Source organism: Rhodococcus sp. RD6.2 (assembly GCF_001040705.1).
Taxonomy (GTDB): domain Bacteria; phylum Actinomycetota; class Actinomycetes; order Mycobacteriales; family Mycobacteriaceae; genus Rhodococcus_G.
Genome location: NZ_CVQP01000007.1, coordinates 654,395 through 678,990, shown reverse-complemented (window position 1 = coordinate 678,990; position 24,596 = coordinate 654,395). Strand labels below are relative to the sequence as shown.

At 68.3% G+C, this 24,596-nt stretch carries 20 protein-coding genes; 6 read left to right on the top strand and 14 right to left on the bottom strand.

Annotation, left to right across the window (positions count from 1 at the left end; genetic code table 11):
- Nucleotides 1-20 precede the first annotated feature (20 nt).
- Nucleotides 21-1,457 carry an MFS transporter gene (locus tag RHCRD62_RS16735; protein ID WP_367379648.1) on the top strand — a complete coding sequence of 479 codons (1,437 nt, stop codon included), beginning with the start codon at nucleotides 21-23 and terminating at the stop codon, nucleotides 1,455-1,457.
- Nucleotides 1,458-1,608: 151 nt separating this feature from the next.
- Entirely contained in the window at nucleotides 1,609-2,532 is a 924-nt protein-coding gene (locus tag RHCRD62_RS16730) for a DUF6777 domain-containing protein (protein WP_253277342.1), read from the top strand.
- Between the two features lie 36 nt (nucleotides 2,533-2,568).
- Here the strand turns inward: RHCRD62_RS16730 and RHCRD62_RS16725 are convergent, their stop codons facing one another.
- The 4 genes from RHCRD62_RS16725 to RHCRD62_RS16710 all read right to left on the bottom strand — a co-directional run bounded on the left by RHCRD62_RS16725 (nucleotide 2,569) and on the right by RHCRD62_RS16710 (nucleotide 8,176).
- On the bottom strand, nucleotides 2,569-3,324 hold the full coding sequence (locus tag RHCRD62_RS16725) for a FadR/GntR family transcriptional regulator (protein WP_050065785.1): 756 nt from the start codon (nucleotides 3,322-3,324) through the stop codon (nucleotides 2,569-2,571).
- Nucleotides 3,325-3,458: 134 nt separating this feature from the next.
- A complete protein-coding gene (locus tag RHCRD62_RS16720; protein WP_050065784.1) occupies nucleotides 3,459-4,184 on the bottom strand; it encodes an ABC transporter ATP-binding protein in 726 nt (241 codons plus the stop codon).
- Complete coding sequence (locus RHCRD62_RS16715; protein ID WP_050065783.1) at nucleotides 4,181-6,922, bottom strand: ABC transporter permease subunit; 2,742 nt, start codon at nucleotides 6,920-6,922, stop codon at nucleotides 4,181-4,183. The genes RHCRD62_RS16720 and RHCRD62_RS16715 overlap by 4 nt, the downstream gene beginning before the upstream one ends.
- Before the next feature lie 27 nt (nucleotides 6,923-6,949).
- A complete protein-coding gene (locus RHCRD62_RS16710) occupies nucleotides 6,950-8,176 on the bottom strand; it encodes an ABC transporter substrate-binding protein (protein ID WP_050065782.1) in 1,227 nt (408 codons plus the stop codon).
- A 292-nt stretch (nucleotides 8,177-8,468) separates the two neighbouring features.
- On the opposite strand from RHCRD62_RS16710, the gene RHCRD62_RS26630 reads away from it, so the two are divergent.
- On the top strand, nucleotides 8,469-8,600 hold the full coding sequence (locus RHCRD62_RS26630) for a hypothetical protein (protein ID WP_301280724.1): 132 nt from the start codon (nucleotides 8,469-8,471) through the stop codon (nucleotides 8,598-8,600).
- Between the two features lie 135 nt (nucleotides 8,601-8,735).
- Entirely contained in the window at nucleotides 8,736-9,200 is a 465-nt protein-coding gene (locus RHCRD62_RS16705) for a GNAT family N-acetyltransferase (RefSeq protein WP_050065781.1), read from the top strand.
- 6 nt (nucleotides 9,201-9,206) lie between these two features.
- Here RHCRD62_RS16705 and RHCRD62_RS16700 read toward each other — a convergent pair whose 3' ends face one another.
- Nucleotides 9,207-9,680, bottom strand: coding sequence for a MarR family transcriptional regulator (locus RHCRD62_RS16700; protein ID WP_050065780.1), 474 nt, complete (start codon nucleotides 9,678-9,680; stop codon nucleotides 9,207-9,209).
- A 94-nt stretch (nucleotides 9,681-9,774) separates the two neighbouring features.
- Here RHCRD62_RS16700 and RHCRD62_RS16695 point away from each other — a divergent pair, with 94 nt between their 5' ends.
- A complete protein-coding gene (locus RHCRD62_RS16695; RefSeq protein ID WP_172671078.1) occupies nucleotides 9,775-10,659 on the top strand; it encodes an alpha/beta hydrolase in 885 nt (294 codons plus the stop codon).
- A 218-nt stretch (nucleotides 10,660-10,877) separates the two neighbouring features.
- Here the strand turns inward: RHCRD62_RS16695 and RHCRD62_RS16690 are convergent, their stop codons facing one another.
- The 9 genes from RHCRD62_RS16690 to RHCRD62_RS16650 form a co-directional block, all read right to left on the bottom strand.
- Nucleotides 10,878-11,624, bottom strand: coding sequence for an ABC transporter ATP-binding protein (locus tag RHCRD62_RS16690; RefSeq protein ID WP_050065778.1), 747 nt, complete (start codon nucleotides 11,622-11,624; stop codon nucleotides 10,878-10,880).
- Nucleotides 11,621-14,335 (bottom strand): branched-chain amino acid ABC transporter permease/ATP-binding protein, encoded by a 2,715-nt coding sequence (locus RHCRD62_RS16685; protein WP_050065777.1) that lies wholly within the window; start codon nucleotides 14,333-14,335, stop codon nucleotides 11,621-11,623. Before RHCRD62_RS16685 ends, RHCRD62_RS16690 begins: the two co-directional genes overlap by 4 nt.
- A gap of 28 nt (nucleotides 14,336-14,363) precedes the next feature.
- Nucleotides 14,364-15,596, bottom strand: a complete 1,233-nt coding sequence (locus RHCRD62_RS16680; protein WP_050065776.1) for an ABC transporter substrate-binding protein — start codon at nucleotides 15,594-15,596, stop codon at nucleotides 14,364-14,366.
- Nucleotides 15,597-15,804: 208 nt separating this feature from the next.
- Entirely contained in the window at nucleotides 15,805-17,769 is a 1,965-nt protein-coding gene (locus RHCRD62_RS16675; RefSeq protein WP_050065775.1) for an acetoacetate--CoA ligase, read from the bottom strand.
- Between the two features lies 1 nt (nucleotide 17,770).
- Nucleotides 17,771-18,613: an HpcH/HpaI aldolase/citrate lyase family protein gene (locus RHCRD62_RS16670; RefSeq protein WP_050065774.1), complete on the bottom strand. Its 843-nt coding sequence runs from the start codon at nucleotides 18,611-18,613 to the stop codon at nucleotides 17,771-17,773.
- Nucleotides 18,613-19,104 carry a MaoC family dehydratase gene (locus tag RHCRD62_RS16665; protein WP_050065773.1) on the bottom strand — a complete coding sequence of 164 codons (492 nt, stop codon included), beginning with the start codon at nucleotides 19,102-19,104 and terminating at the stop codon, nucleotides 18,613-18,615. Before RHCRD62_RS16665 ends, RHCRD62_RS16670 begins: the two co-directional genes overlap by 1 nt.
- Nucleotides 19,101-20,264, bottom strand: a complete 1,164-nt coding sequence (locus RHCRD62_RS16660; protein ID WP_050065772.1) for an acyl-CoA dehydrogenase family protein — start codon at nucleotides 20,262-20,264, stop codon at nucleotides 19,101-19,103. Before RHCRD62_RS16660 ends, RHCRD62_RS16665 begins: the two co-directional genes overlap by 4 nt.
- Complete coding sequence (locus tag RHCRD62_RS16655; protein WP_050065898.1) at nucleotides 20,261-22,270, bottom strand: acetyl-CoA carboxylase biotin carboxylase subunit; 2,010 nt, start codon at nucleotides 22,268-22,270, stop codon at nucleotides 20,261-20,263. Before RHCRD62_RS16655 ends, RHCRD62_RS16660 begins: the two co-directional genes overlap by 4 nt.
- A 26-nt stretch (nucleotides 22,271-22,296) precedes the next feature.
- Complete coding sequence (locus tag RHCRD62_RS16650; protein ID WP_050065897.1) at nucleotides 22,297-23,829, bottom strand: carboxyl transferase domain-containing protein; 1,533 nt, start codon at nucleotides 23,827-23,829, stop codon at nucleotides 22,297-22,299.
- Between the two features lie 129 nt (nucleotides 23,830-23,958).
- Between RHCRD62_RS16650 and RHCRD62_RS16645 the strand changes: the two genes are divergently transcribed.
- On the top strand, nucleotides 23,959-24,573 hold the full coding sequence (locus RHCRD62_RS16645; RefSeq protein ID WP_050065771.1) for an SACE_7040 family transcriptional regulator: 615 nt from the start codon (nucleotides 23,959-23,961) through the stop codon (nucleotides 24,571-24,573).
- The last annotated feature ends 23 nt before the right edge of the window (nucleotides 24,574-24,596 follow it).

Sequence of the window (24,596 nt, the reverse complement as noted above, 5' to 3'; positions counted from 1 at the left end):
CCTGCCCTGAGGAGATCGCCGTGACTGCCGACGACACCCGCGCGGCCCGGCTGATGCTTCCCGCCCTCGCCTTCGCGGGCATCGTCGTGTCGCTGATGCAGACCCTCGTCGTCCCCCTCGTCCACACGCTGCCGACCATCCTCGGCACATCGGCGTCGACCGCGTCGTGGGTGGTGACATCCACACTGCTCGCAGCCGCCGTCGTCACCCCGATCTCCGGTCGCCTCGGAGACATGATCGGCAAGCGCCGAATGATCCTGGTGTCCATGGGTTTCCTGGTCGTCGGATCCGTGGTGTGCGCGCTGAGCAGCACCGTCGTACCCGTCATCATCGGACGTGCTCTGCAGGGTGCGGCAACCGGAGCGATCCCGCTCGGCATCAGCATCCTCCGCGACGAGGTGCCCAAGGAGAAGGTCGCCTCGGCGATTTCCGTGATGAGCTCGACGATGGGCGTCGGCGGAGCCGTCGGACTGCCACTCGCCGCCTGGACGGCCCAGAACTACAGCTGGCATGCGCTGTTCTGGGCGGCCGCCGTGCTCGGCAGCCTCGTCGCCGTGTCCATCGTCGCGGCCGTTCCGGAGTCCACGGTGCGCCGACCGGGCCGGTTCGACGTGCCGGGTGCAGTCGGTCTCGCGGCAGCCCTCGTCCTGCTGCTGCTGACGCTGACCCAGGGCTCCGGATGGGGCTGGACGAGTCCCCTCACCCTCGGAATCGGCAGCGCGTCCCTCGTACTCTTCGTACTGTGGGGCCTCGCCGAACTGCGTACCCCCGAGCCGCTCGTCGACCTGCGGGTGTCGGCGTCACGCACGGTGCTGCTGACGAACACCGCGTCGATCCTCGTCGGTTTCGCGATGTACGCGATGGCGCTCACGGTCCCCCAGTTGCTGCAGGCCCCACCGGAAACCGGCTACGGTCTCGGCCAGTCGATGGTGACCGCGGGCCTCGTCATGGCCCCCGGCGGGATCGTGATGATGCTGCTCTCCCCCGTGTCGGCCCGGATGACGGGACGCCACGGCCCGCGCATCACACTCATGGTCGGCACCGTCGTGATCGCCGCCGGATACCTGCTCGGCGCGATCGCGATGCAGGAGATCTGGCAACTCACACTGGTCTCGACCGTCATCGGGGCGGGAATCGGAATCGCGTACGCGGCGATGCCCGCACTGATCATGGGCGCCGTGCCCCTGCACGAGACCGGTGCGGCCAACGGCCTGAACTCACTGATGCGCCTGGTCGGCACCTCGCTCGCCGCTGCGGTCATGACCATCGTCCTGACCGGCAACACCAAGCCCCTCGGACCGGTCGACGTGCCGACGGAGGGCGCGTTCCTCGCGACCTTCCTGATCGGCGGAGGGGCCGCGCTGGCCGCCCTGCTGATCGCGTGCTTCATTCCCGGCCGCTCCCCCGCCTCGACCGACGACGTCGACGACGCTCTCGAACCGAGCGCCGTGCACTGAGTCCGCGCGATGCGCGTCGCGGCGCCCGCGGGCCTACGATGGCCGAGTGGCCCCCGACAACGGCGGGCGGGCTGCGGATCGAGCCCGACGTCGCACCGGCGCGACCGGCACACACCGCGTGTGGCCGGTTGGATTGGTGGTGGCCGGTTGTGTGACTCTCGCACTCGCGGCGGGATGCTCGCGGAGCTCCGCCCCGCAGGAGGTTGCCCTCGTCGCCACCACGTCATCGGGCGACCAACCGTGGACGGATCGACTCCTGCCGCCACAAACCCCGGTACTCGTACCGAGCGGACCACCGGACACCGCACTGCCGGACGAATCGACACCCGTCGTCACCGGTGACCGCGGCGGCCTCTACGGCGGAACCCTCGAGCGCCCCCTCTGCGACACCGCGCGACTGGTCGGCACACTCGAGGGTGATCCCGCGAAGTTGAATGCCTGGGCCAGGGTTCAGGGCGTCAGCGACGTGCGCGGGTTCGTCGAATCGCTGACGCCCGTACTGCTGCGTGCGGACACCCGCGTGACCAGCTACGGCTACGACGACGGCCGCGCCCAGCGACACGACGCCGTCCTCGAATCGGGCACCATCGTCCTCATCGACGAGTACGGCGAACCGAAGGTCCGATGCGAATACGGCGACCCGCTGGATGCACCCGCGTCCGACGAAACGGTCGATCCGGACGCGGTGCCCTGGCCCGGATTCAACGTCGACCGGGTGATGGAGGTGCGACCGGCGGCCGGTCCGATGGGCACCGTCGCCGTGGTCGATCTGACGACGGGAGTGCTGACGATGGTGCCGGTCGGATCCGGCGTCCACCCTGCGCCCGGAACCACGCTGCCGACCCCAACTGCTGCCGCGACGACTCCGGACGCCCCCGTCCAGCGGGCACCGCAACGCGCACTCGCCGAGATTCCGGCACCGCCTCCCCCCGAACCGCCACCGCCACCGCCACCGCCCGCACCCGAGCCACCACCGCCTGCGCCGGTCGTGGTGCCGCAACCGCCGGCTCCGCCGCCGGAGATCCGCGTCGAGTTGCCGGGGCTGCCCCCGCTGGTGATTCCGCTTCCGAACTGAGGACCGAGCGCCGTCAGGACGTCGTGGCGTCCACGGTCAGGACAGCACCTCGACCAGCGTCGTCTCCGGGTCACTGAGCATCACTCTCTCGATCGCATCGAGGTGCTTGCGCCAGAACTGTTGCGCCGCAATCGGATCACCGTCGCGCATCAACGCAAGCAGTCGCAGGTACGAACGGTGCGCCCGCTGCGCCGCCGGCTGTTCGAGGTCGTCGCCCTTCGAGGCGATGAACAGGTCGTTGTGCGCGTCGATGATGTGCACGAGCATTCCCGACAACACCGACAATGTCTGATTGCCCGCGAGATCGATGAGCGCCTGGTGGACGTCGACGTCGTGACGCGCGAATGCCTCCGGATCCTCCATCAGATCCGCCCCCGCCTCGAGCAGGGCGGCGAAGGTTCCGAGTTCCGCGTCGTGGGTACCGTCGGCTAGCGTGCCGACCGCAGTCACCTCGAGGGACGCCCGGGCACGGTAGACGTCGACGAGGGGAACGCCCTGATACTGCAGCAGCAATCCCGTGTATCGAGCGGCTCCGGACGAGTCGGGAGCGAGCACCCGTGCCCCGCCGTGCGCTCCACGAAGAACGGTGATGATGGACTCGGACTCCAGAATCCGGAACGCCTCCCGCAGTGTCGGACGCGACACCCCGAACTGCTCCATCAGCGCGGCCTCGTTGGGCAGCGGGTCACCCGCGCTCAGTTCCCCGGTGATGATCCTGCGTCGCAAACTCGCGGCAACCAGTTCGCCCGCCTTCGGCACCCGGACGACGGACGACTTCGCAACCACTCCCACTGCACCTCTCGCTGCACACCCGTGACCATCGACAGGTGCCCGGTTCGACGCGTCAACCGTACAAGAGTTCAACTGATTAACGTCGCACCCGGCCACGACCCGACCAGAACCGATAGGGGTGGCCGGACGGCGCCTCAGTCGGTCGCTGTCGACAGATAGGCGCGCTGCACCGATTCCAGATCAGCAGCGATCTCCGCCGACGTCCCCTCGGCGATCACCCGACCCCGCCGCATCACGTACACACGGTCGGCGACCTTCAGCACCTGGCGGACGTGCTGCTCGACGAGCAGGGCACCAACGCCACGCTCGTCCGCGGCCGACCGGACCACCCCGAGCAGCCGCGCCACGATCTGCGGAGCCAGACCCAGCGAGAGCTCGTCGGCGAGCAGCAGTCGCGGTTCACGGGCGAGTGCCCGGGCGAGCGTCAGCATCTGTTGCTCACCACCGGACAGCAACCCCGCCTGCCTCGTGAGCAGCGGACGCAGTTCGGGGAAGATTCCGCACACCGCGTCGACGGACACCCCGGCGAGCTTCAGGTTGTCTGCGGTGGTCAGCCCCATGATCACCGATCGTTCCTCGGTGACGTAGCTCAGTCCGCGTCGAGCGCGCGTCGCCAACGGAGCGCGGTCCGCGGATCCGAAGACGCTCACCGTCCCTCCGAGCGGGGCGATCTCGCCTGCGACGGTCAGCATGGTGGTCGACTTGCCCGCGCCGTTCGCTCCGATCAGCGCAACCACCTCGCCCGCACGGACCTGGATGTCGAGGTCACGGCACACGACCGCTCCCCCGTATCCGGCATTCAGCCCGGCACAGTCGAGCAGCAGTTCGCCCGTCGCGGCCTCCGATGTCGTCGCGGTCATGACAGCGCCCCCGTCGTCTCGTCGTCGGTTCCCAGGTAAGCGGCGCGGACCCGGGCGTCGGCCGCGATCTCGTCCGGCGTGCCCTCCGCGATGACACGACCGGATTCGAGGACGACGATCCGGTCACACGTGGACATCACCAGTCCCATGTCGTGCTCGACGAGGAGCACCCCGGCGCCGCGACGATCGGCGAGACGCCTGATGCACTGCGCCAGTTCGCGGCTCTCCGCCTCGTCGAGTCCCGCGGCCGGTTCGTCGAGCAGGATCACCGACGGGCCGGACGCGACCGCGCGTGCGATGCCGACGAGCCGCCGCCTGCCGTAGGGCAACTGGTCGGGCATGGCCGTCAGGTCAGCGGTGAGTTCGAAGTCCCGGACGGCTGTCGACGCGCCCGCAGGCAACGGGCGTCTGCCGGGCCACACGAGGTCGGTGAGCCAACTCCACCGGGTTGCCTCGTCGGAGCCCGCGTGGATGTTGTCACCGACGGTGATGTCCTCGAACAGTTCGAGGGACTGGAACGAGCGCCGCAACCCGGCACGGGAGCGTCGGGCTGTGGACCACCCGGTGACATCATCGGCCCCGAGCTCGACTCGACCCGCGGCGGGGGCGACGAACCCCGTGATCGCGTCGATGACGGTGGTCTTCCCGGCACCGTTGGGTCCGATGAGCCCGACGACCTGTCCCGGCTGCACCGTCAGGTCGACACCGTCGACGGCGGTCACACCGCCGAACCGCACCCCGAGACCACGCACCGTCAGCGGTGACGCCGGCACCGTCGAATCGTCCTCGTCGGAGGAGAGATCGTGCGCACCGGACTTCTTCGCGCGCGTGGGCAGCGCCGAGAGGACCGGAATCCTGCGGATCGCGGCCCCGGCCCGCGAGAGCATGTCGGCGATACCGTTCTGATTGGTGAGCAGGATGACGATGAGCACGATGCCGCCGATCATCGTCGCGACGGCGCCGCTCCCGGAACCGTCGGACAGCAGTCGGCTCAGGATGGCGCCCGGCCCCAGGATCGCGCCGACGACACCGCCGATGACGAACCCGAGACCACCTGTCACCGCCTGGACCACGGCGTTGATCGAGGCGAAGGCGTTGAACTCGACGTAGGTGACCGCACTGTTCCGGAGTCCGAGCAGAATTCCGGCGACGGCCGCGAGGCCGGCGGCGAGCGCGAAGGCGTAGATCTTGACGGCGAAAACGCTGATACCGAGCGAGGCCGCAGCACGTTCGTTGGTCCGGACGGCGATGAGGCGTCGTCCGGTCCGGGACCGGCGCAGGTTCGCGACCATCAGTCCGGCCACCACGAGCACCGCGAGGCACACCAGCGCCCACCGCTCCGGGTATCGGGCCGCCGTCACGTCGAGCCCGAAGAGGGTGAGCTTCGGGATGCGCACCGAGTTGTCGAGTTTGTCGCCCGTCAGCGCCGGGTTACCGAACACCATCTCCTGGACGGTGAACCCGAGCCCGAGCGTCACCACCGCGAGATTGACACCGCGAGTGCGGAGGGCTGGCAGCGCGAACAACACGCCGACCGCGACGACGGCGGCCACGGAGACCACCGCCGCAGGAATCAGCGACCACCCGGCCTGCCCGACGAGGCGTGCCGCGATCAGTGCCCCCAACCCTCCAACGGTGTACTGCGCCAGGGACAACTGCCCCGCGTATCCGGTGAGGACGACGATGGACAGCAGGAACACGGCAGCGGCGAGTGTCAGCGTCAGCGACCGCAACCAGTCCCCGCTGAACGCGATCGCGACCGCGGCGATCACGACGGCGACGGCCACTCCGGGCCAGCGGATGACGCCCGACCCGAGACGCGGCAGGCGGTCGGAGACGTGACTGCGGAGCGGCAGGCCCTTACCGCGGACGACGAGGACCACAAGGATCACGAGGAACGGCACCGCACGGTTGACACCGCTGAGGGTCGGCATGTTCAGGAAGTCGCGAATCGAGTCCTGGTACAGGACGACCAGGCTCTCACCGACACCGAGCACCAACCCGCCGAGCAGCGTCAGCGGGAACGACGTGAACCCGCCGAGGAGCGCCGCGGCAAGCGCGAACACGGTGACGATGACGACGAATGCGGTGGGCGTCAGTCCGGTGAGCGGCGCGACGAGGATGCCTGCCGCTCCGGCGAGCGCACCGCCGACCGTCCAGGTCAACGCCGCGAGACGCTGCGGTGACCATCCGAGTGCGGCGGCGGCGCGTTCGTTCTCCGCCGCCGCCGTGATCGCGAGGCCGACTCGGGTGAATCGCGTCCCCGCCCACAGGACCACCGTCGAGCCGATCGCGATGGCCAGGAGGATCAACCGGTCCTGCTGGACGACGATGTCGCCCCAGTGGTAGGCGTCGTTGGGCAGGAACGCCCGAACCCGGTTGGATTGCGAGCCGTAGACCTGTTGCACGGCCGACTGCAGGATCACCAGCAGACCGAGCGTCGCGGCAAGCCGAACGATGGGAGCGGCGTTCGCGAGCCACCGCAGCACCGCCAGGTGGAAGATCAGGCCGATCGCACCGGCGAACACCACAGACGCGGCGAACGCAGGCCACAGCGGCCAATCATGCTCCCCCTGAAGGGTTTCCAGGCACAGGTAGGCCGCGGCCATCGCGATCGCACCCTGCGCGAAATTCACCACCCCGGACCCGCGGTAGACCAGCACCACGCCCTGCGCAAGCAGGGCGTAGGCCGATCCGGCCCCGAGCCCGAGGATGGCGAACTGCAAGAACTCCGTCATCACCGCTCCCTGTTCGGGCTTTCTGCGCTACTTCGCGCGCAGGTCGTACTGGCTGGGATCGGTGACAACCACGTCACCGTCGAACGTCTGGCGGTACATCATCGAGTTCGACACCCGCTGGAAGATCCCGACGGGCTCGAACGCGTTCGGGGTCCATGCCGGCACGAGCCCGGCCATGTCGAGATCCTTGGCGTTCAGGAAGCCCTGGGCGACGGCGTTGGCGGAGACGGTGTCGAGGCCCTCTGCGACCTCACCGAACGCGCGCACCGACAGCCAGGAGAAGATCTCGTTGCCGTTCATCTCCGAGCGTTCGAGGTCGCTGTCCCCGGACGCCTCCATGTCGGCGAGGAACTCCTCGAGACCCGGGAAGTCCTCGGTGCTCGACGACGGAGCCGGCACCGGGCTGGTGTAGACGGAGCTGGTGGCGAAGTCGCCGAGATTCTGCAGGTCGGTCTGGGTGAATCCGGTCGCGGCCAGCGCGAAGCTGAGCTTGGAACCGAGCTGGTTGAACGCCTCGGCGATCTGGTTCGACTCGGTCGCGGTCAGCGCCATCATCACGCCCTGCGCGTCGTTGCGTTCGGCGGCGGCCACGAACTGGGTGTAGTCGGTGGCACCGGCGCCGACGGCGACCTCGTTGACGATCTGAGCGCCGCGGGAGGTGACGTACGGGCCGAGGAACTGGTTCAGCATCGCGGCGACCGGCAGGTCGGGACGCATCAGCGTCAGCTTCGTCTTGCCGTCGGCGACGAGGGTGTCGACGGTGCCGAACAGGGTGAGCAGCGACCCCGCGAACGGCGTGTACACATTGGTCGCGGTGAAGTCCGCGATGTTCATCGGATTCATGCCGATGCGCGGAATCCCGGCGGTCGCGAGCTTTTCCGACACCGCCTGCGGGGACGCGGGCGTGAAGTCGGCGAGGGTGGCGACGACGCCTTCGGCGATCATCTTGTCGGCGCAGTCGAGTTCCTTGTTCGGGTCGCCGACCGAATCGCACTGGATCAGTTCCAGCGGACGCCCGTTGACGCCGCCACGCGAGTTGTAGGCATCGATCGACGCGGTCAGTCCCTTGGCCTGCGAGACGACGGAGATACCCGGCGCCTCGATGGGGATGATCTGACCGACCTTGATCGGTTCACCGGTGGCGGCGGACTCATTGGACTCGGCATCACTGCTACTACAGCCGCTGACGAGCAGTCCGGCGGCGGCGAGCGACGCGATGGCGGGAACAAGTCGATTCGAAAGTGTGCGCTTCAACGGACCATCCTTACGACGACGGACGCAGGCACCGGCCCGCCGACCGCCCCGATGCAAGTCCGTCGGGGCCACCGAAACGGGCGTTCTGCCTAGCATTTCGTTGCATCGTATGGACCTGCGATGGGCTCGCGACGCGAATTCGGGAAATTCGTTTCCACCTGTCACGAAAAGGCCCCGAACTGGGACGATCGGTCCCACTCGGTGGAGCCCGCGGGGCAGCCTTGCTCGATTCCGGAGCCAACTGCCAGCTCGCACCCACACTCCACCCAGGTCCGGCCCGTAGACATGAGTCATGGATATCAACCACTTCCACAACATCATCAACAACGCCTTCCCGGGCCAGGGTGGATTCGGACCTCAGCCGCCGCTGCCTCCCATGCCCCAGCCGCTTCCTCAGGAACCCGCACCGCTGTTCGGCAGCTGACCACCCCACCCCCACCCGCCCCCGACACCATTTCCGTTCGACCGAGTGTGGCGTTCAGTCAGGTCAACTGACCGAACGCCACGTTCGGTCAGGGAAGTAGACAGATTCCCCACTCCAGAGGGGCAGAATTCAGCCGTGGATCTCGTGATCGAACCTGCCGACTTCGGCGACGCGCGACTGACCGCCTTCCTGCGCGCACATCTCGACGACCTCGCCCCGACTGCACCGACGGAAAGTCAGCATGCCCTGAGCCTTGCCGAACTCGACAATCCGTCCATCCGCGTCTGGGTCGTCCGTCATCGGAGTTCGATTGCCGCTACTGGCGCCCTCGCGAAGGTCAGCCCCTCACACGAGGAGGTCAAGAGCATGCGGACCGACCCCGAGTTGCGTGGACGGGGCATCGCGCGGAGCCTGCTCGAACACATGGTGGCCGACGCGAGGAGCCGCGGAATCACACGGGTCTCCTTGGAGACGGGATCGATGGAGTTCTTCGCGCCTGCTCGTCGGCTCTACACCTGGTTTGGATTCGTGCCGTGTCCCCCGTTCGGCGACTATCGACCCGATCCGAACAGTGTGTTCATGACGATGCCGCTCGACTGATCCGCCCTACTCGGGGATTCCGGTCTCGAGGACGCTGCGCCTCATGTCGCCCAGGAACCTCTCGACCACCGCCAGTTCGGCCGGCGTGTACGAATCGACTGTGCCGGTCGCGTTTCCGATGAGCGGACCGAAGAAGGACCAGCCGAGGTCCATTGCCGCCGGCGTCGCTTCGAGCAGGACTCGTCTGCGGTCGGCGTCGTCGCGGCGCCTCGCCACGTGACCGGCCCTCTCCATCCGATCTATCAGTGCGGTCACGGACGCCGAGTTCAGATGCAGTTGCTCTCGTAGCCAGGTAGGGGTCGCCGCTCGTCCTGCGCGCGTCGCGTCGAGTAGGCAGATCAGCGCCCGGACATCGGTGGGATGCAGCCCGTTCACCCGCGCGAACTCCGCGCCGAGAAGGTGCAGATCGACGACGAGCGCCCGGAGTTGATGCACCACGCCCATCGACCCGTCGGTCCGGGTCACGTCGCCCTCGTTCATCGCAGCTCCCTCTCGACACACCGGGACACTCACCCTACTATCTCGATCAATCAAGAATCTCGATACATCGAGCTAAATTCGAGGGGTGCCGCGCATGCCGTCCACAACCGAGTTCGCCGCCACCAGCGATGGAGTCGCCTTCTACCGCGCCTACGACCGAGTTCTCGACAAGTGGCCCGTCGCCGTCGAATCCACGGACCTCGAATCCGAGTACGGAATCACGCGAGTGAACACCTGCGGCCATCCCGATTCCCCGTCCCTGATCCTCCTGCCCGGGGCGGGCGCCACCTCGACGGTGTGGTTCGCCAATGCAGGTGCGCTCGCCGCTCGGTATCGGGTGCATGCCGTCGACCTGATGGGTGACGCCGGACGCAGCAGGGCCGTGGGCACTCCGGTCCGGACCGTCGACGACCTCCTGTCGTGGTTCGATTCGGTGATCCGAGGCCTCGGTCTCGACACCTACGCGCTCGCCGGGCACTCCTATAGCGCGATGATCGCGCTGGCCCACACGCTGCGTCGTCCCGAACGGGTGTCGACGCTTGCCCTGCTCGACCCCAATTCGTGCTTCACGGGAATGCGCGCACACTATCTCGCGCGCGCCACCCCTCTCCTTCTTCGCCCCACCGAGGATCGACAGCGCGGGCTTCTCCGCTGGGAGACTCGCGGACGCGCCGTCGACGGCGACTGGCTCGACCTTCTCGCACGCGGTTCCGCACACTTTCCCTCGGCGAAAGTGGTTGTGCCGAAACGCCCCCGACCCAGCGAACTCGCAGCCTTGCAAACGGATACGACGGTGATCCTTGCCGGCGGTAGTCGCGTGCACGACAGTCGACGCCTCGCCGATAGCATCAACGGCACCTACCCGCGGATCTCGGTCATCACGGTGAACGAAGCGAGCCACCACACACTGCCGATGTCGCCCCGACGGGAGGTCGATGCGGCCCTGGGCGTGGCGCTGACCGGACTGGCAGATGGCTAGCTTCGCGGCGTGCTCGCCGACCCCACTCACCCACCTCACCCATGTACCCCAGTTGACCGAATGTGGCGTTCGGTCACTTCAACCGACCGAACGCCACATTCGGTCACACAGGCGGAGGGTGGTGACGCGCGCAGCACCCGTCACGACCGCCGCAAGCACCACGAACAGCGGACACGCCACGGGTACGAATTCGCGAAAACCGCGTTCGCGCCGCCGGCTCAGAGCATCGGTGGCACCTCGTCGGCGACAGGGGCAGACAGATATGCCCGCTGGACAGCGTCGAGATCGGCCGCGATCTCCGTCGCCGACCCCTCCAGGATCACCTGGCCACGGCGCATCACGTACACCCGATCGGCCACCCGGAGGACTTGCCGGACATGCTGTTCGACCAGCAACACGCCGAGATTCCGGGTGTCAGCCGCCTCCCGGACCACATCGAGCAACCGCGCCACGATCTGCGGCGCCAGCCCGAGCGACAACTCATCTGCCAGCAGCAGTTTCGGGCTTCGCGCCAGCGCCCGGGCCAGGGTGAGCATCTGCTGCTCACCGCCGGACAACAGGCCCGCCGGACGCCCGAGGAGGGCTCGCAGTTCCGGGAACACCCCGCACGCCGCCTCGGCGCTGACGCCGGCGAGCCTCAGATTCTCGGCGGTGGTCAGACCCATGATCACCGACCGTTCCTCGGTGACGTAGCTCAGTCCCCGCCGCGCCAGGGTGGCGAGCGGCGCCCGCTTGTCGGAACCGAGCACGGACACGCGGCCCGAGATCGGCGCCAGTTCGCCTGCCGCCGTGAGCATCGTGGTGGACTTGCCCGCGCCGTTCGCTCCGATCAGGGCCACCACCTCCCCGGACTTCACGGTGATGTCGAGGCCGCGGCACACCACGGCCCCGCCGTACCCTGCGCTCAGGCCCTGGAATTCGAGCACCGTCGTGGACAGCGCTTCCTCCGGTTGTGTGGTGCTCATCGCGCCGCCTCCGTCTCGTCTTCGGTTCCCAGGTAGGCGTCGCGGACCGCCGGGCTGGCGGCGATCTCGTCCGGCGTGCCCGCCGCGATCACCTTGCCTGCCTCGAGCACCACGATCCGATCACACGTGGTCATCACCAGGCCCATGTCGTGCTCGATGAGGAGCACTCCCGCTCCGCGCTGCACGGCCAGGTGCCGGATGGCGACGGCGAGTTCACGGCTCTCGGCGTCGTCCAGACCGGCCGCGGGCTCGTCGAGCAGGATGACGGACGGCGCGGACGCGACCGCCCGTGCGATACCGACCAGCCTGCGCCTGCCGTAGGACAACTCGCCCGGCAGCACGTCGAGGTCGTTCTCGAGTTCGAAGTCCCGCACCACGGTTGACGCACTCGGGGAGAGGGGATGTCGGCCCGGGCGGATCAGGTCGGTGACCCAGGTACGCCAGCCGGACTCGTCGGCGCCTGCGTGCAGGTTCTCGCCGACCGTCACGTCCTCGAACAGTTCGAGCGACTGGAAGGACCGACGGAGTCCGCCCTTGGAACGCCGCGCTGCGGACCAGCCGGTGATGTCCTCGTCGCCGAGTGTGAGCTGCCCGGACGTGGGGCTGACGAAACCGGTGATCGCGTCGATCACGGTGGTCTTGCCCGCACCGTTGGGTCCGATCAGGCCCACCACCTGTCCGGGCGCGATGTCGAGATCGACGCCGTCGACGGCGGTCACGCCCCCGAACCGCACCGTCAGACCGCGCACCGACAGCGGTGTCGGGCTGACCACTCCGGTGGCCGTTTCGGCCGAGAGCTCGTGACCTCGACCCTTGGTGCTCGACAACAGGGCACCCAGTCCGGGGATGTCCCGAAGTCCTCGCGAGATCATGTCGGCGATGCCGTTCTGGTTGGTGAGCAGGGTGACGATGAGGATCACGCCGCCGAGCAGCGCGGCGATGGCCAATCCGGAGAGCAGGCGGCTGAAGAGAGCACCGGGTGCCATCAGCGAGCCGATGAGGCTGCCCGTGACGAACCCGAGTCCGCCGGTCACCGCCTGAACGACGGCGTTGATCGAGGCGAACACGTTGAACTCGAGGTAGGTGACGGCGGTGTTGCGCAGGCCCAGGATGATGCCCGCCACCGCGGCCAGGCCCGACGCGAGCGCGAACGCGTAGATCTTGACCCCGAACACGCTGATACCGAGTGAGGCTGCGGCCCGTTCGTTGGTGCGGACCGCGATGAGCCGTCGCCCAGTGCGCGAACGCCGCAGGTTCGCGACCATCAGACCGCAGATCACCAGCGCCACGAGGCACACCGTTGCCCACCGCTCGGGGTGGGCGCTCGGCGTCACGTCGAGTCCGAACAGGCTCAGCTCGTGGATCTTCACCGAGCCTTCGAGCTTGTCGCCGGTGAAGGTCGGGTTGTTGAAGACCATCTCCTGGATGGTGAACCCGAGCCCCAGGGTGACCACGGCCAGGTTCACACCGCGGGTGCGCAGTGCAGGCAGTGCGAACACCACACCGATCGCAATCACCGCAGCCACGCTCACCAGCGCCGCGGGTACGAGCGGCCAGCCTGCCTGCCCCACGAGGCGTGCGGCGAACAGGGCGCCGAGGCCACCGACGGTGTACTGGGCGAGCGACAGCTGTCCGGCGAAACCGGTGAGGACCACGATCGAGAGCAGGAACACTGCCGCGGCGAGGGTCAGGGTCAGCGATCGCAGCCAGTCGCCGCCGCTCAGGATGATGCCGACCGCCACCACGGTCCCGAGAATGACGAGCGGCCAGCGGATCTCGCCGGAACCGAGCGTCGGCAGCCGTTCGGAGACGTGGCTGCGCAACGGCAGCCCCTTCCCCCGCACCACCAGGACGACGAGGATCACCAGGAACGGCACCGCACGGTTGACGCCGGTGAGCGTTTCCATTCCGAGCAGGTCACGCAGGTCGTCCTGGTAGAGCACGACCACGCTCTCGCCGACACCGAGCAGCAGGCCGCCGAGCAGGGTGAGCGGGAAGGACTTGAACCCGCCGAGAAGCGCAGCGGCGAGCGCCGACACCGTCACGATCACCACGAATGCCGATGGGGTGAGTCCGGTCAGCGGCGCCACCAGGATGCCTGCGGCACCGGCGAGGGCGCCGCCGACGGTCCAGGTCAGCGTGGCGAGGCGCTGCGGGGACCATCCGAGCGCAGCGGTGGCGCGCTCGTTCTCGGCGGATGCTGTGATGGCCAGGCCCACCCGGGTGAACCTGGTCCACGCCCACAGTGCCACCGTCGACGCCACCGCGATGCCGAGCAGGATCATCCGATCCTGCTGCACCACAACACCTCCCCAGCGATATGCCTCGTCGGGCAGGAAGGTGCGCACGCGGATCGACGTGCTGCCGTAATACTGCTGCACCCCGGCCTGCAGGATCACCATCAGGCCGAGGGTGGCGGCGAGCCGGACGATCGGCGCGGCGTTGGCGAGCCACCGCAACACCAACAGTTGAAATGTCAGGCCGATCAGTCCGGCCACCACCACCGCTACCAGGAAGGCAGGCAGCAGACCCCAGTCGAGGTCACGCTGCAGGGTTTCCAGGCAGATGTAGGCCCCCACCATGGCGATCGCGCCCTGCGCGAAGTTCACCACTCCTGATCCGCGGTAGACCAGCACGATGCCCTGAGCCAGGAGAGCGTAGGCGGACCCTGCTCCCAGGCCGAGAATCGCGAACTGCAAGAACTCAGTCATTCGTCAATCTCCAGGTGGGGAGCGGAGCTCAGGAGGTGGGAGTGCGCAGGTCGTACTGCGTCGGATCGGTGACGAGGACGTCACCGTCGAACGTCATCCGGTACATCATCGAGTTCGAGACCCGCTGGAAGATGCCGAACGGCTCCACGTCACCGGGCGTCCATGCCGGGACCAGACCTGCCATGTCGAGATTCTTGGCGTTCTCGAATCCGCCCCAGACAGTCTTGGCGTCGATCTCGTCGAGCCCCGTGGCGACCTCACCGAACGCACGCACCGACAGCCACGGATTCACCGTGTCGCCGTTGAGGTTCGGCAGTTCGAGCTCCTCCTTGCCCGACTGCTCCATGTCCGCGAGGAAGTCCGCGAGTCCGGGGAAGTCCTCGGTGCTCGACGACGGCGCCGGGGTCGGGCTGGTGTAGGTGGAGGAGGTGGCGAAGGTGCCGAGGTCCTGCAGGTCGGCCTGGGTGAAGCCCGCCGTGCCCAGTGCGAAGGTCAGCGTCGACCCGAGCTGCTCGAATGCCTGCGAGATCGGGTTGGCATCGCTCGCGCCCAGGGCCATGATCACGCCGTCCGCACCGTTGCGCTCCGCCGCGGCGATGAACTGGGTGTAGTCGGTGGCGCCCGCGCCCACCGCGACGTCGTTGACGATTTCTGCGCCCTTCGCCTGCACGGCCGGGGTCAGGAGGCCGACCAGCTGCGCGGTGACCGGGAGGTCCGGACGCATCAACGAGAGCTTGGTCTTGCCCTGCGCCACCAGCATGTCGATCATCCCGTACAGGTTGAGCAGCGAGCCGGAGAACGGGGTGTACACGTTGGTGGCGGTGAAGTCCGCCATGTTCACCGGGTTCAGTCCGACCCGCGCGATGCCCGCGTCGAACAGGATCTTCGACGACGCCTCGGACGAGGCAGGCGTGAAGTCCGCGAGCGTGGCGACGGCTCCCTCGGAGACCATCTTGTTCGCGCAGTCGACTTCCTTGTTCGGATCACCCATCGAGTCGCACTGAATCAGTTCGAGCGGACGTCCGTTCACGCCGCCCCGCGCGTTGAACGCGTCGACCGACGCGACCGTGCTCGCGGCGTATCCGACCGATCCGAGACCGGGCGCCTCGATGGGCACGATCTGACCGACCTTGATCGGGTCTCCGGTGGCCGCGGTGCCAGCCGCATCGGAGTCCGACCCGCTGTCACTGCTGCAACCCGCAGCGATCAGGCTCACGGTCGCGAGAGCGGTGATCGCGGGGGCGATTCTCTTCAGGTTCACGTCGGGTCCTTTGCATGTGGACAGCTTCCTTCCGGGCACCCGAGCCAGGTCCGCGCGACGCTGAGCTGCACTGTCGGCCAGCTTCCCGCCGAGGACCCATACCCTGACGCCCGACTTGGCAGCAGCGTAAGGGAATCGGACCCGCGCTGTGGTCGACTTCACAAAAGTTTCGTTACGGAGCGATACGCAACACCCCGCGGCGACCCCGTCACGGCCGCTGAGCCGTGTACCAGTCGACCAGGTCAGGGGCATCGACGGCTGACCTGTCGACGGCCGTCGTCGGATCACCGCCCTGAAGGATTCTCTTGATCGGAACCTCGAGCTTCTTGCCTGTGCGGGTGTGCGGGATACCGGGGGCCGCAATGATCTCGTCGGGGACGTGCCGCGGCGACACCTGGTCGCGGACCGCGGCGGCGATCCGGCCGCGCAACGCGTCGTCGAGCTCGGCGCCGTCCGCGAGCACCACGAACAGCGGCATCCAGTATCCGCCGTCCGACTGTTCGACACCGAGGACGAGGGCTTCGGCGATCTCGGGAAGGCCTTCGACGACCTGGTAGATGTCGGCGCTACCCATCCGAATTCCGTTGCGGTTCAGCGTCGAATCGGATCGACCGTGCACAACGACGCTGCCGCGGTCGGTGATGGTGATCCAGTCTCCGTGCCGCCATACTCCGGGATACACGCCGTAGTACGCGCCGCGGTACTTCTCGCCGTCGGGGTCGTTCCAGAAGCGCACCGGCATCGACGGCATCGGCCGCGTCACCACCAGTTCACCCACCTGGCCGCGCACCGGCCTGCCCTGCTCGTCGAAGGCGTCCAGCGCGACCCCGAGGTACGGGACGGACAGCTCGCCCGGCCACACCGGCACAGTTCGCACGCCGCCTGCGAAGGCTGTCACGACGTCGGTGCCGCCGCTGATCGAGAACACCGGAACCGACTCGCCGACGTTCTCCGACAGCCACAGCGACGACGACGCGGGAAGGGACGACCCGGTGATCCCGACGGCACGCAGGGCACCGAGGTCGTGATCGGCGCGCGGCACGACACCGGCTTTCGCGCAGGCGAGCACGTATCCGGGACTCGTGCCGACCATCGTCGCACGCTGACGGGACGCGATGTCCCACACCGTGTCCGGTGCGGGATGAGACGGGCTGCCGTCGTAGCAGACGATCGTCGCGCCGACGAGCAGCGCGGCGACCTGGAAGTTCCACATCATCCAACTGGGGCTGGTGTACCAGAAAAGGGCGTCGGTCGGTCCGATGTCGTTCTGCAGCGCAATCGATTTCAGGTGTTCCAGCATCACCCCACCGTGGCCGTGCACGATGCCCTTCGGCAGTCCGGTGGTGCCGCTGGAGAACACGACCCACAGTGGATGGTCGAACGGCACGTCCACCGGGTCGAGGGGTGCGTCGCCGGCGGACGCCTCCTCCCAGCACATCACCGCTCCCGGCCGGCCAAGACCGTCGGGCACGTCGCCCGCCTCGCCGCCGAGACGCTCCACGCGGACCGTCAGGCGAAGACCGGGCAGTCCGGCGCGCACCTTCGCGACGTCGGCGTCCCGCCGGTGTGCTCGACCACCGAAGCGGTAGCCGTCGGCGGCAATCAGCACGGTCGGGTCGAGCTGGCCGAGCCTGGTCAGTGCGGCGGCGGCCGAGTAGTCCTGCCCGCACGCCGCCCAGACGGCGCCGAGGCTCGCCGTCGCGAGGAAGGCGACGATCGCCTCGGGGATGTTCGGCAGGTAGCCGACGACCCTGTCTCCTTCACCGACGCCGTGCGTTTTCAGCGTCGATGCGAGCGCGCCGACCTGCCGCCGCAACTCCTCCCAGGACACCTCGACGTCGGGGGTGTCCTCACCGGACGACCGGATCGCGGGATGGAGCCGCGTCTGGTGGCGCAGCGCCTGCCGAACGTAGTTGACGCGGGCCTCGGGGAACCAGTGGGCACCGGGCATCGAGTCGTCGACGAGCGCCGCGCCAGGCGGAGTCGTGGACTGAACCTCGAAGTACTCCCAGACCGCCTGCCAGAAATCGTCGAGATCGTTCACCGACCACCGCCACAGGGCCTGGTAGTCGGCCAAGGTGACGCCGCAGCGGCCCTGAACCCAGGAGACGAAATCGGTGAGACGCGCTTCTGCGACGTCCTCGTCCGACGGAACCCACTGCGGCTCCACCATGTCAGCTGACCTCCTGATCACCCGCCCGACGAACGATCTGCTCCGCGTGCCGGAACACTGGGGCATCCACCATCTTGCCCTCGAACGTGAACACTCCGCGCTCCGTGCCCGCCGCCGCCAGCACCCGGCGAGCCCAGTCGAGGTCGTCGGGGTCGGGGGCGTACGCGTCGCGCACGACGGCGACCTGGCTGGGATGGATGGACACCTTCGCGTCGAATCCGACCGCGACCGCGTCGTCCGCTTCCTCGCGCAGACCTGCAAGGTCCTTGATGTCGAGGTACACGGAGTCGAGCGCCAGGCGCCCATGGGCCTTGGCGGCGAGCAGCGACTGCGATCGCACGTGCCGGGCCACGTCCCGGTAGGTGCCGTCAGCGCGGCGGCTGCCGGTACCGCCGAGGCCGGCGACCAGGTCCTCCGCTCCCCACATCACGCCGATCGCGTTGTCGGCGTGTGCCGACTCGGCGACGGTCAGTGCACCGAGGGGCGACTCGATCAGCACGATCACCTCGCGCGGTGCCAACGAGCGCACCTGATCGGCGGACTCGCACTTCGGCAACATCACCCGTGGATAGCGGGTCTCGCGCAGCGCCTCGAGGTCGAGGCGCTGGTCGTCGGTGCCGTGGGCGTTGATGCGGACGACGGTGCGGTCCGGATCGAGGGGCGTGTCGATCAGGGCGCGGCGTGCGGCGTCCCGGTCTGCTGCCGAGACACCGTCCTCGAGATCGAGGATCACCACGTCCGCCGCGGCCGCGGCCTTCGCGAAGCGCTCGGGGCGGTCGGCCGGGCAGAACAACCACGACGGTCCCGGCGGCGTCCACCCCCGAGTGCTCTCGACACCGGTCATCACGCCTCCTCGTCGACGGGCCGCTTGCGGACCATCGTCTTGCGCGTCGCGGTCGCAACGACGTCGCCGTGCTGGTTACGCGCGGTGTGCGCGAACGTCACGATGCCCTCTCCCGGCCTGCTCTTCGACTCCCGCTTCTCCACGATCTCCGTCTCCGCGTACATCGTGTCGCCGTGGAACAACGGCTTGGGGAACGCGATCTCCGAGAAGCCGAGGTTGCCGACGATGGTGCCCTGCGTCAACTGTGCCACCGACAGGCCGACGAGGGTGGACAGAGTGAACATCGAGTTCACCAGCCGCGCGTTGAACGGCGGCAGGTCGTCGGAGAACGCGGCGTCGAGATGCAGCGCCTGCGTGTTCATCGTCAACGTGGTGAACAGGACGTTGTCGGCCTCGGTCACGGTGCGGCCGGGACGGTGCTCGTAGACGACGCCGGTCTCGAACTCCTCGAACCACAGCCCGCGCTGCACGACCCTCCTGGCCTCGCTCACAGTCCTGCCTCCCGCGCGATGAGCATGAGCTGCACCTCGGTGGTGCCCTCGCCGATCTCGAGGATCTTGCTGTCGCGGTAATGGCGTGCGACGGGGTACTCGTTCATGAACCCGTAGCCGCCGAAAATCTGCGTCGCGTCGCGGGCGTTGTCCATCGCCGCCTCGCTCGCGACGAGCTTCGCGATCGACGCCTGCTTCTTGAACGGCTTGCCCGCCAACATCAGTGCCGCCGCGTCGTAGTAGGCGGTGCGGGCCGTGTGGGCGCGCGCCTCCATGCGCGCGATCTTGAACGCGATCGCCTGGTTCGCACCGATCGGCCGGCCGAACGCCTCACGCTCCTTGGCGTACTTCACGGATTCGTCGACGCACCCCTGGGCGGCACCGACGGACAGCGCCGCGATCGCGATCCGGCCCTCGTCGAGGATCCGCAGGAAGTTCGCGTAGCCGCGGCCGCGTTCGCCGAGGAGGTTCTCCCGAGGCACCCGGACGTCGTCGAACGACAGGGGGTGCGTGTCGGAGGCGTTCCAGCCGACCTTGTTGTAGGCGGGTTCGGCGGTGAACCCGGGAGTCGACGTGGGGACGAGGATCGTGGAGATCTCCTTCTTCCCATTGGCGGCGACGCCCGTGACCGCGGTGACGGTGACGAGCCTGGTGATATCGGTGCCCGAGTTGGTGATGAACTGCTTGTTGCCGTTGATCACCCAGCTGTCGCCGTCCTCGCGGGCGGTGGTGCGGGTCCCGCCCGCGTCGCTGCCTGCACCGGGCTCCGTGAGGCCGAACGCCGCGAGATTCCTGCCACTGGTGAGCTGCGGCAGCCATTCCTGCTTCTGTTCCTCGTTGCCGAACCGGTACACCGGCATCGCGCCGAGGGACACGCCGGCTTCGAGGGTGATCGCGACCGACTGGTCGACCTTGCCGAGTTCCTCGAGCGCCAGGCACAGCGCGAAGTAGTCGCCGCCCTGTCCGCCGTACTCCTCCGGGAACGGCAGCCCGAACAGGCCGAGCTCGGCCATCCCCGCGACCACCTCGTACGGAAAGGTGTGGTTGGCGTCGTGCTCGGCGGCGACCGGTGCGACCACCGACTGCGCGAAGTCACGAACCGCCTTGGCGAGCTGTGCGTACTCGTCCGGGAGCGCTCCGGTGGAGAGATAGTCGGTCATGCCTGGTCACCCTTCTCGGTGTTGTCGGTGGCGGCGCTTTCGGCCGGGATCACCCGGGCCAGCAATTGGTCGACCTTCACCTGATCGCCTGCGGCGACGAGGATTTCGACGGTGCCGTCGATCGGTGCGGTCAGTGCGTGTTCCATCTTCATCGCTTCGACGACGACGATCGTGGTGCCAGCTGCGACGGCGGCGCCGGATTCGACCCCGACCGCGATGACGGCGCCGGGCATCGGGCTCGTCAGTTCCGCCTCACCGGCATGGACGTCACCGGTGCGGACGTTGACCTCCTCGACCTCACGCACCATCGCCGTACCCGACGGGGACGCCAGCCACAGGTGCCCGTCGTGCGCGGCGACGCGATAGGTGTCGCTGCGGCCGTCGAGAACGACTCGCAGTCGGTCACCGTCCAGCGATGCTGTCAGCGAACGGCTTTCGCCGTCCTCGAGAGCGACGGTCGCGGCTCCCGGATGCCCGGTGATGCGCACGTGCTCGGCGCGGGATGCGGTGGCAAGCCGGAAGCTGGTCGGCGCCGCGGCTCCGACACGCCACCCGGTCGGGACCTCCCACGGGTCCGCCGAGCCGGCGGGCCAGCGCTGCAGCCACCGGTAGACGCCTGCCGCGACGATCTGGTCGTCGGACGGTTCCGGCGCGGCGAAGTGCTCCACCCGACGGTCGAGCAGGCCGGTGTCGAGGTTGCCCGCGACCACATCGGGGTCGGCGAGCAGGAACCGCGCGAAGTCGATGTTCGTGACGACACCGAGCACCGCGGTCTCGGCGAGAGCGCGGTCGAGTCCGCGCAGTGCCGACGCCCGGTCGACGCCGTGGGCGATGACCTTCGAGAGCATCGGGTCGTAGTCGCTGCCGACGACGGTGCCGACGCGCAGACCGGAGTCGACACGCACTCCGTCGCCGCGCGGCTCGGCCAGGTCGACGACGGTGCCACCGGTCGGCAGGAAGCCGCGTCCCGGGTCCTCGGCATAGACGCGGGCCTCGATCGCGTGCCCGGTCATGGTGACGTCGGACTGGGCGATGGTCAGCTTCTCCCCCGCCGCGACCCGCACCTGCCACTCGACCAGGTCGACGCCGGTGACCATCTCGGTGACCGGGTGCTCCACCTGCAGGCGGGTGTTCATCTCCATGAAGAAGAACTCGTCCGGGCGGTCCGCGGACACGATGAACTCGACGGTGCCCGCACCCGAGTAGTCGACGCTGCGCGCGGTGTTGCACGCCGCCTCACCGATCCGCGCGCGAGTCGCCTCGTCCAGCAGCGGCGACGGCGCCTCCTCGATCACCTTCTGGTGCCTGCGTTGCAGGCTGCACTCGCGTTCCCCGAGGTGGATCACGTTGCCGTGGCCGTCGGCGAGAACCTGCACCTCGATGTGCCGGGGGCGGAGCACGAATCGCTCGAGAAACAGGGTGTCGTCACCGAACGCGGACGCCGCCTCACGGCGCGCACTGACCAGTGCCGCGGGCAGATCCCCGCGGTCTTCGACCATCCGCATGCCCTTGCCACCGCCGCCCGCAGACGGCTTGACGAGCACCGGGTAGCCGACCTCGTCGGCGGCGGCGATCAGCTCGGCGTCGGTCAGGCCCGGCTTGGCGATACCGGGAACGACCGGCACGTCGAAGGCCGCGACGGCGTTCTTCGCGGTGATCTTGTCGCCCATCACCTCGATCGCCCGCGCCGACGGTCCGAGGAATGCGATGCCGGCCTTCTCCAGCGCCGCGGCGAATGCCGCGTTCTCGGAGAGGAATCCGTAGCCCGGGTGCACGGCCTGCGCGCCGGTGCGCTGCGCCGCCGCCACGACCTTGTCGATGTCGAGGTAGCTCTCCCGTGCGGGCGCGGGGCCGAGACGTACGGCGGTGTCCGCCTCCCGCACGTGGCGGGCGTCGGCGTCGGCGTCGCTGTAGACGGCGACGGACCGGATACCCATCGCGCGCAACGTCCGGATCACCCGGACCGCGATCTCGCCGCGGTTGGCGACCAGAACGGTTTGAAACATGCCTGTGTTGCGTTCAGTCATCTCACTCACATCCGGAAGACGCCGTAGGAGACCGGCTCGATGGGTGCGTTCGCGCACGCCGAGAGTGCCAGTCCGAGAACAGTTCTGGTGTCGGCGGGGTCGATGACACCGTCGTCCCACAACCGCGCGGTCGAGTAGTACGGGTTGCCCTGCGACTCGTACTGGGCGCGGATCGCGTCGGGGTCGCTGCCCGATCCGACGGCCCCGAGCACCTGCGCGGCCTGCTCCCCGCCCATGACCGAGATGCGGGCGTTCGGCCACATCCACAGGAACCTCGGCGAGTAGGCCCGGCCGCACATCGAGTAGTTGCCCGCACCGTAGGAGCCGCCGATCACCACCGTCAGCTTCGGCACCCGCGCACACGCCACGGCGGTCACCATCTTCGCTCCGTGCTTCGCGATGCCGCCGGCCTCGTAGTCGCGCCCGACCATGAACCCGGCGATGTTCTGCAGGAACAACAGAGGGATCGATCGCTTGTCGCACAGTTCGATGAAGTGCGCGCCCTTCATGGCGGACTCCGCGAACAGGACGCCGTTGTTGGCGACGATGCCGACGGGATGCCCGTGGATGTGCGCGAAGCCGGTGACCAGGGTCTTGCCGTACTCGGCCTTGAACTCCTGGAACGCTCCCCCGTCCACCACCCGAGTGATGACCTCGTGCACGTCGTACGGCGTGCGCGGGTCCGTCGGGACCACGTCGTACAGCTCGGTCTGATCGGCGACCGCGTCGACCGTCTCGACGACATCCCACGGCCGCGGCTCGCGCGGACCGAGCGTCGAGACGATGTTCCGGACGATGCGCAGCGCGTCCTGGTCGTCGGCCGCGAGGTGGTCGGTGACACCGGAGACCTTCGAGTGCAGGTCGCCGCCGCCGAGTTCCTCCGCCGTGACGACCTCACCGGTCGCGGCCTTCACCAGCGGCGGCCCGCCGAGGAAGATGGTGCCCTGGTTGCGGACGATGACGGCCTCGTCGCTCATCGCGGGGACGTACGCGCCGCCCGCGGTGCACGACCCCATCACCGATGCGATCTGTGCAATTCCCTTGGCACTCATGGTCGCCTGGTTGAAGAAGATGCGGCCGAAGTGTTCGCGGTCCGGGAACACCTCGTCCTGGCGGGGCAGGAAGGCTCCGCCGGAGTCGACGAGGTAGATGCACGGGAGGTTGTTCTGCAGCGCGATCTCCTGAGCGCGCAGATGCTTCTTCACGGTCATCGGGTAGTAGGTGCCGCCCTTGACCGTGGCGTCGTTCGCGACGATCACACACTCCCGGCCCGAGACCCGGCCGATACCGGCGATCATTCCCGCACCGGGGCACTCGTCGTCGTAGAGACCGTTCGCCGCGAGCGGCGAGAACTCGAGGAAGGGGCTGCCCGGATCGAGGAGGGTGTCGACCCGGTCGCGGGGCAGCAGCTTGCCGCGATCGACGTGCCGCTGCCGCGACTTCTCACTACCGCCGAGCGCGGCCGTGGCCAGCCGCGTACGCAGCTCGGCCACCAGCCTCTCGTGCTCGGCCCTGTTCTCGTCCCGGTCGAAACTCATCTCGCCGCCCGTCGTGTCGAGGTCATCACGTGACCACCGAAGCATTCGGTTAACTACCAATAACTGAATTTAAGATAACTGTGCTTAACTGAGTTGTCCATACCCCGAGGCCAACGAGGTGACGCTGCCGTGACAACCGACCGCGACGAGCTGCTCCAGCCGGCACTGACGGCACGCGGCCAGGCAAAGGCCGACCGACGCAGGCAACTGCTCCAGGCCGCCGCCCGGCTCATCGCCGAACGCGGCTACGCGGGAGTGCGCCTCGAAGACCTCGGCTCCGCGGTCGGCATCAGTGGCCCCGCCGTCTACCGGCACTTCTCCAACAAGGAGGCCCTGCTCGTCGAGCTGCTCGTCGACATCAGCGCCCGCCTGTTCGACGGAGGCACCGATGTCGTCGAGTCCACGCCGGACGCCGTGGCCGCGCTGCACGGGCTCGTCGAGTTCCACCTCGACTTCGCCCTCGACGAATCCGACCTCATCCGGGTGCAGGACCGCGATCTCGCGTCCCTCCCCGAGGGCGCACGGCGTCAGGTCCGCCAGTTCCAGCGGCGCTACGTCGAACTGTGGGTGCAGGTCCTGCGCGAGATCGACCCCGACCTGACCGAGACGGACGCCCGCATCAAGGCGCACGCCACGTTCGGCCTGATCAACTCGACTCCGCACAGCGCAGCGGGCACCACCCCCGCACGCACCCGCGACGTCCTCCGCCGTATGACGTTCGCGGCGCTCGCGCCGGGTGCGTGACGCTCGCCGCCTGACACCCTTGC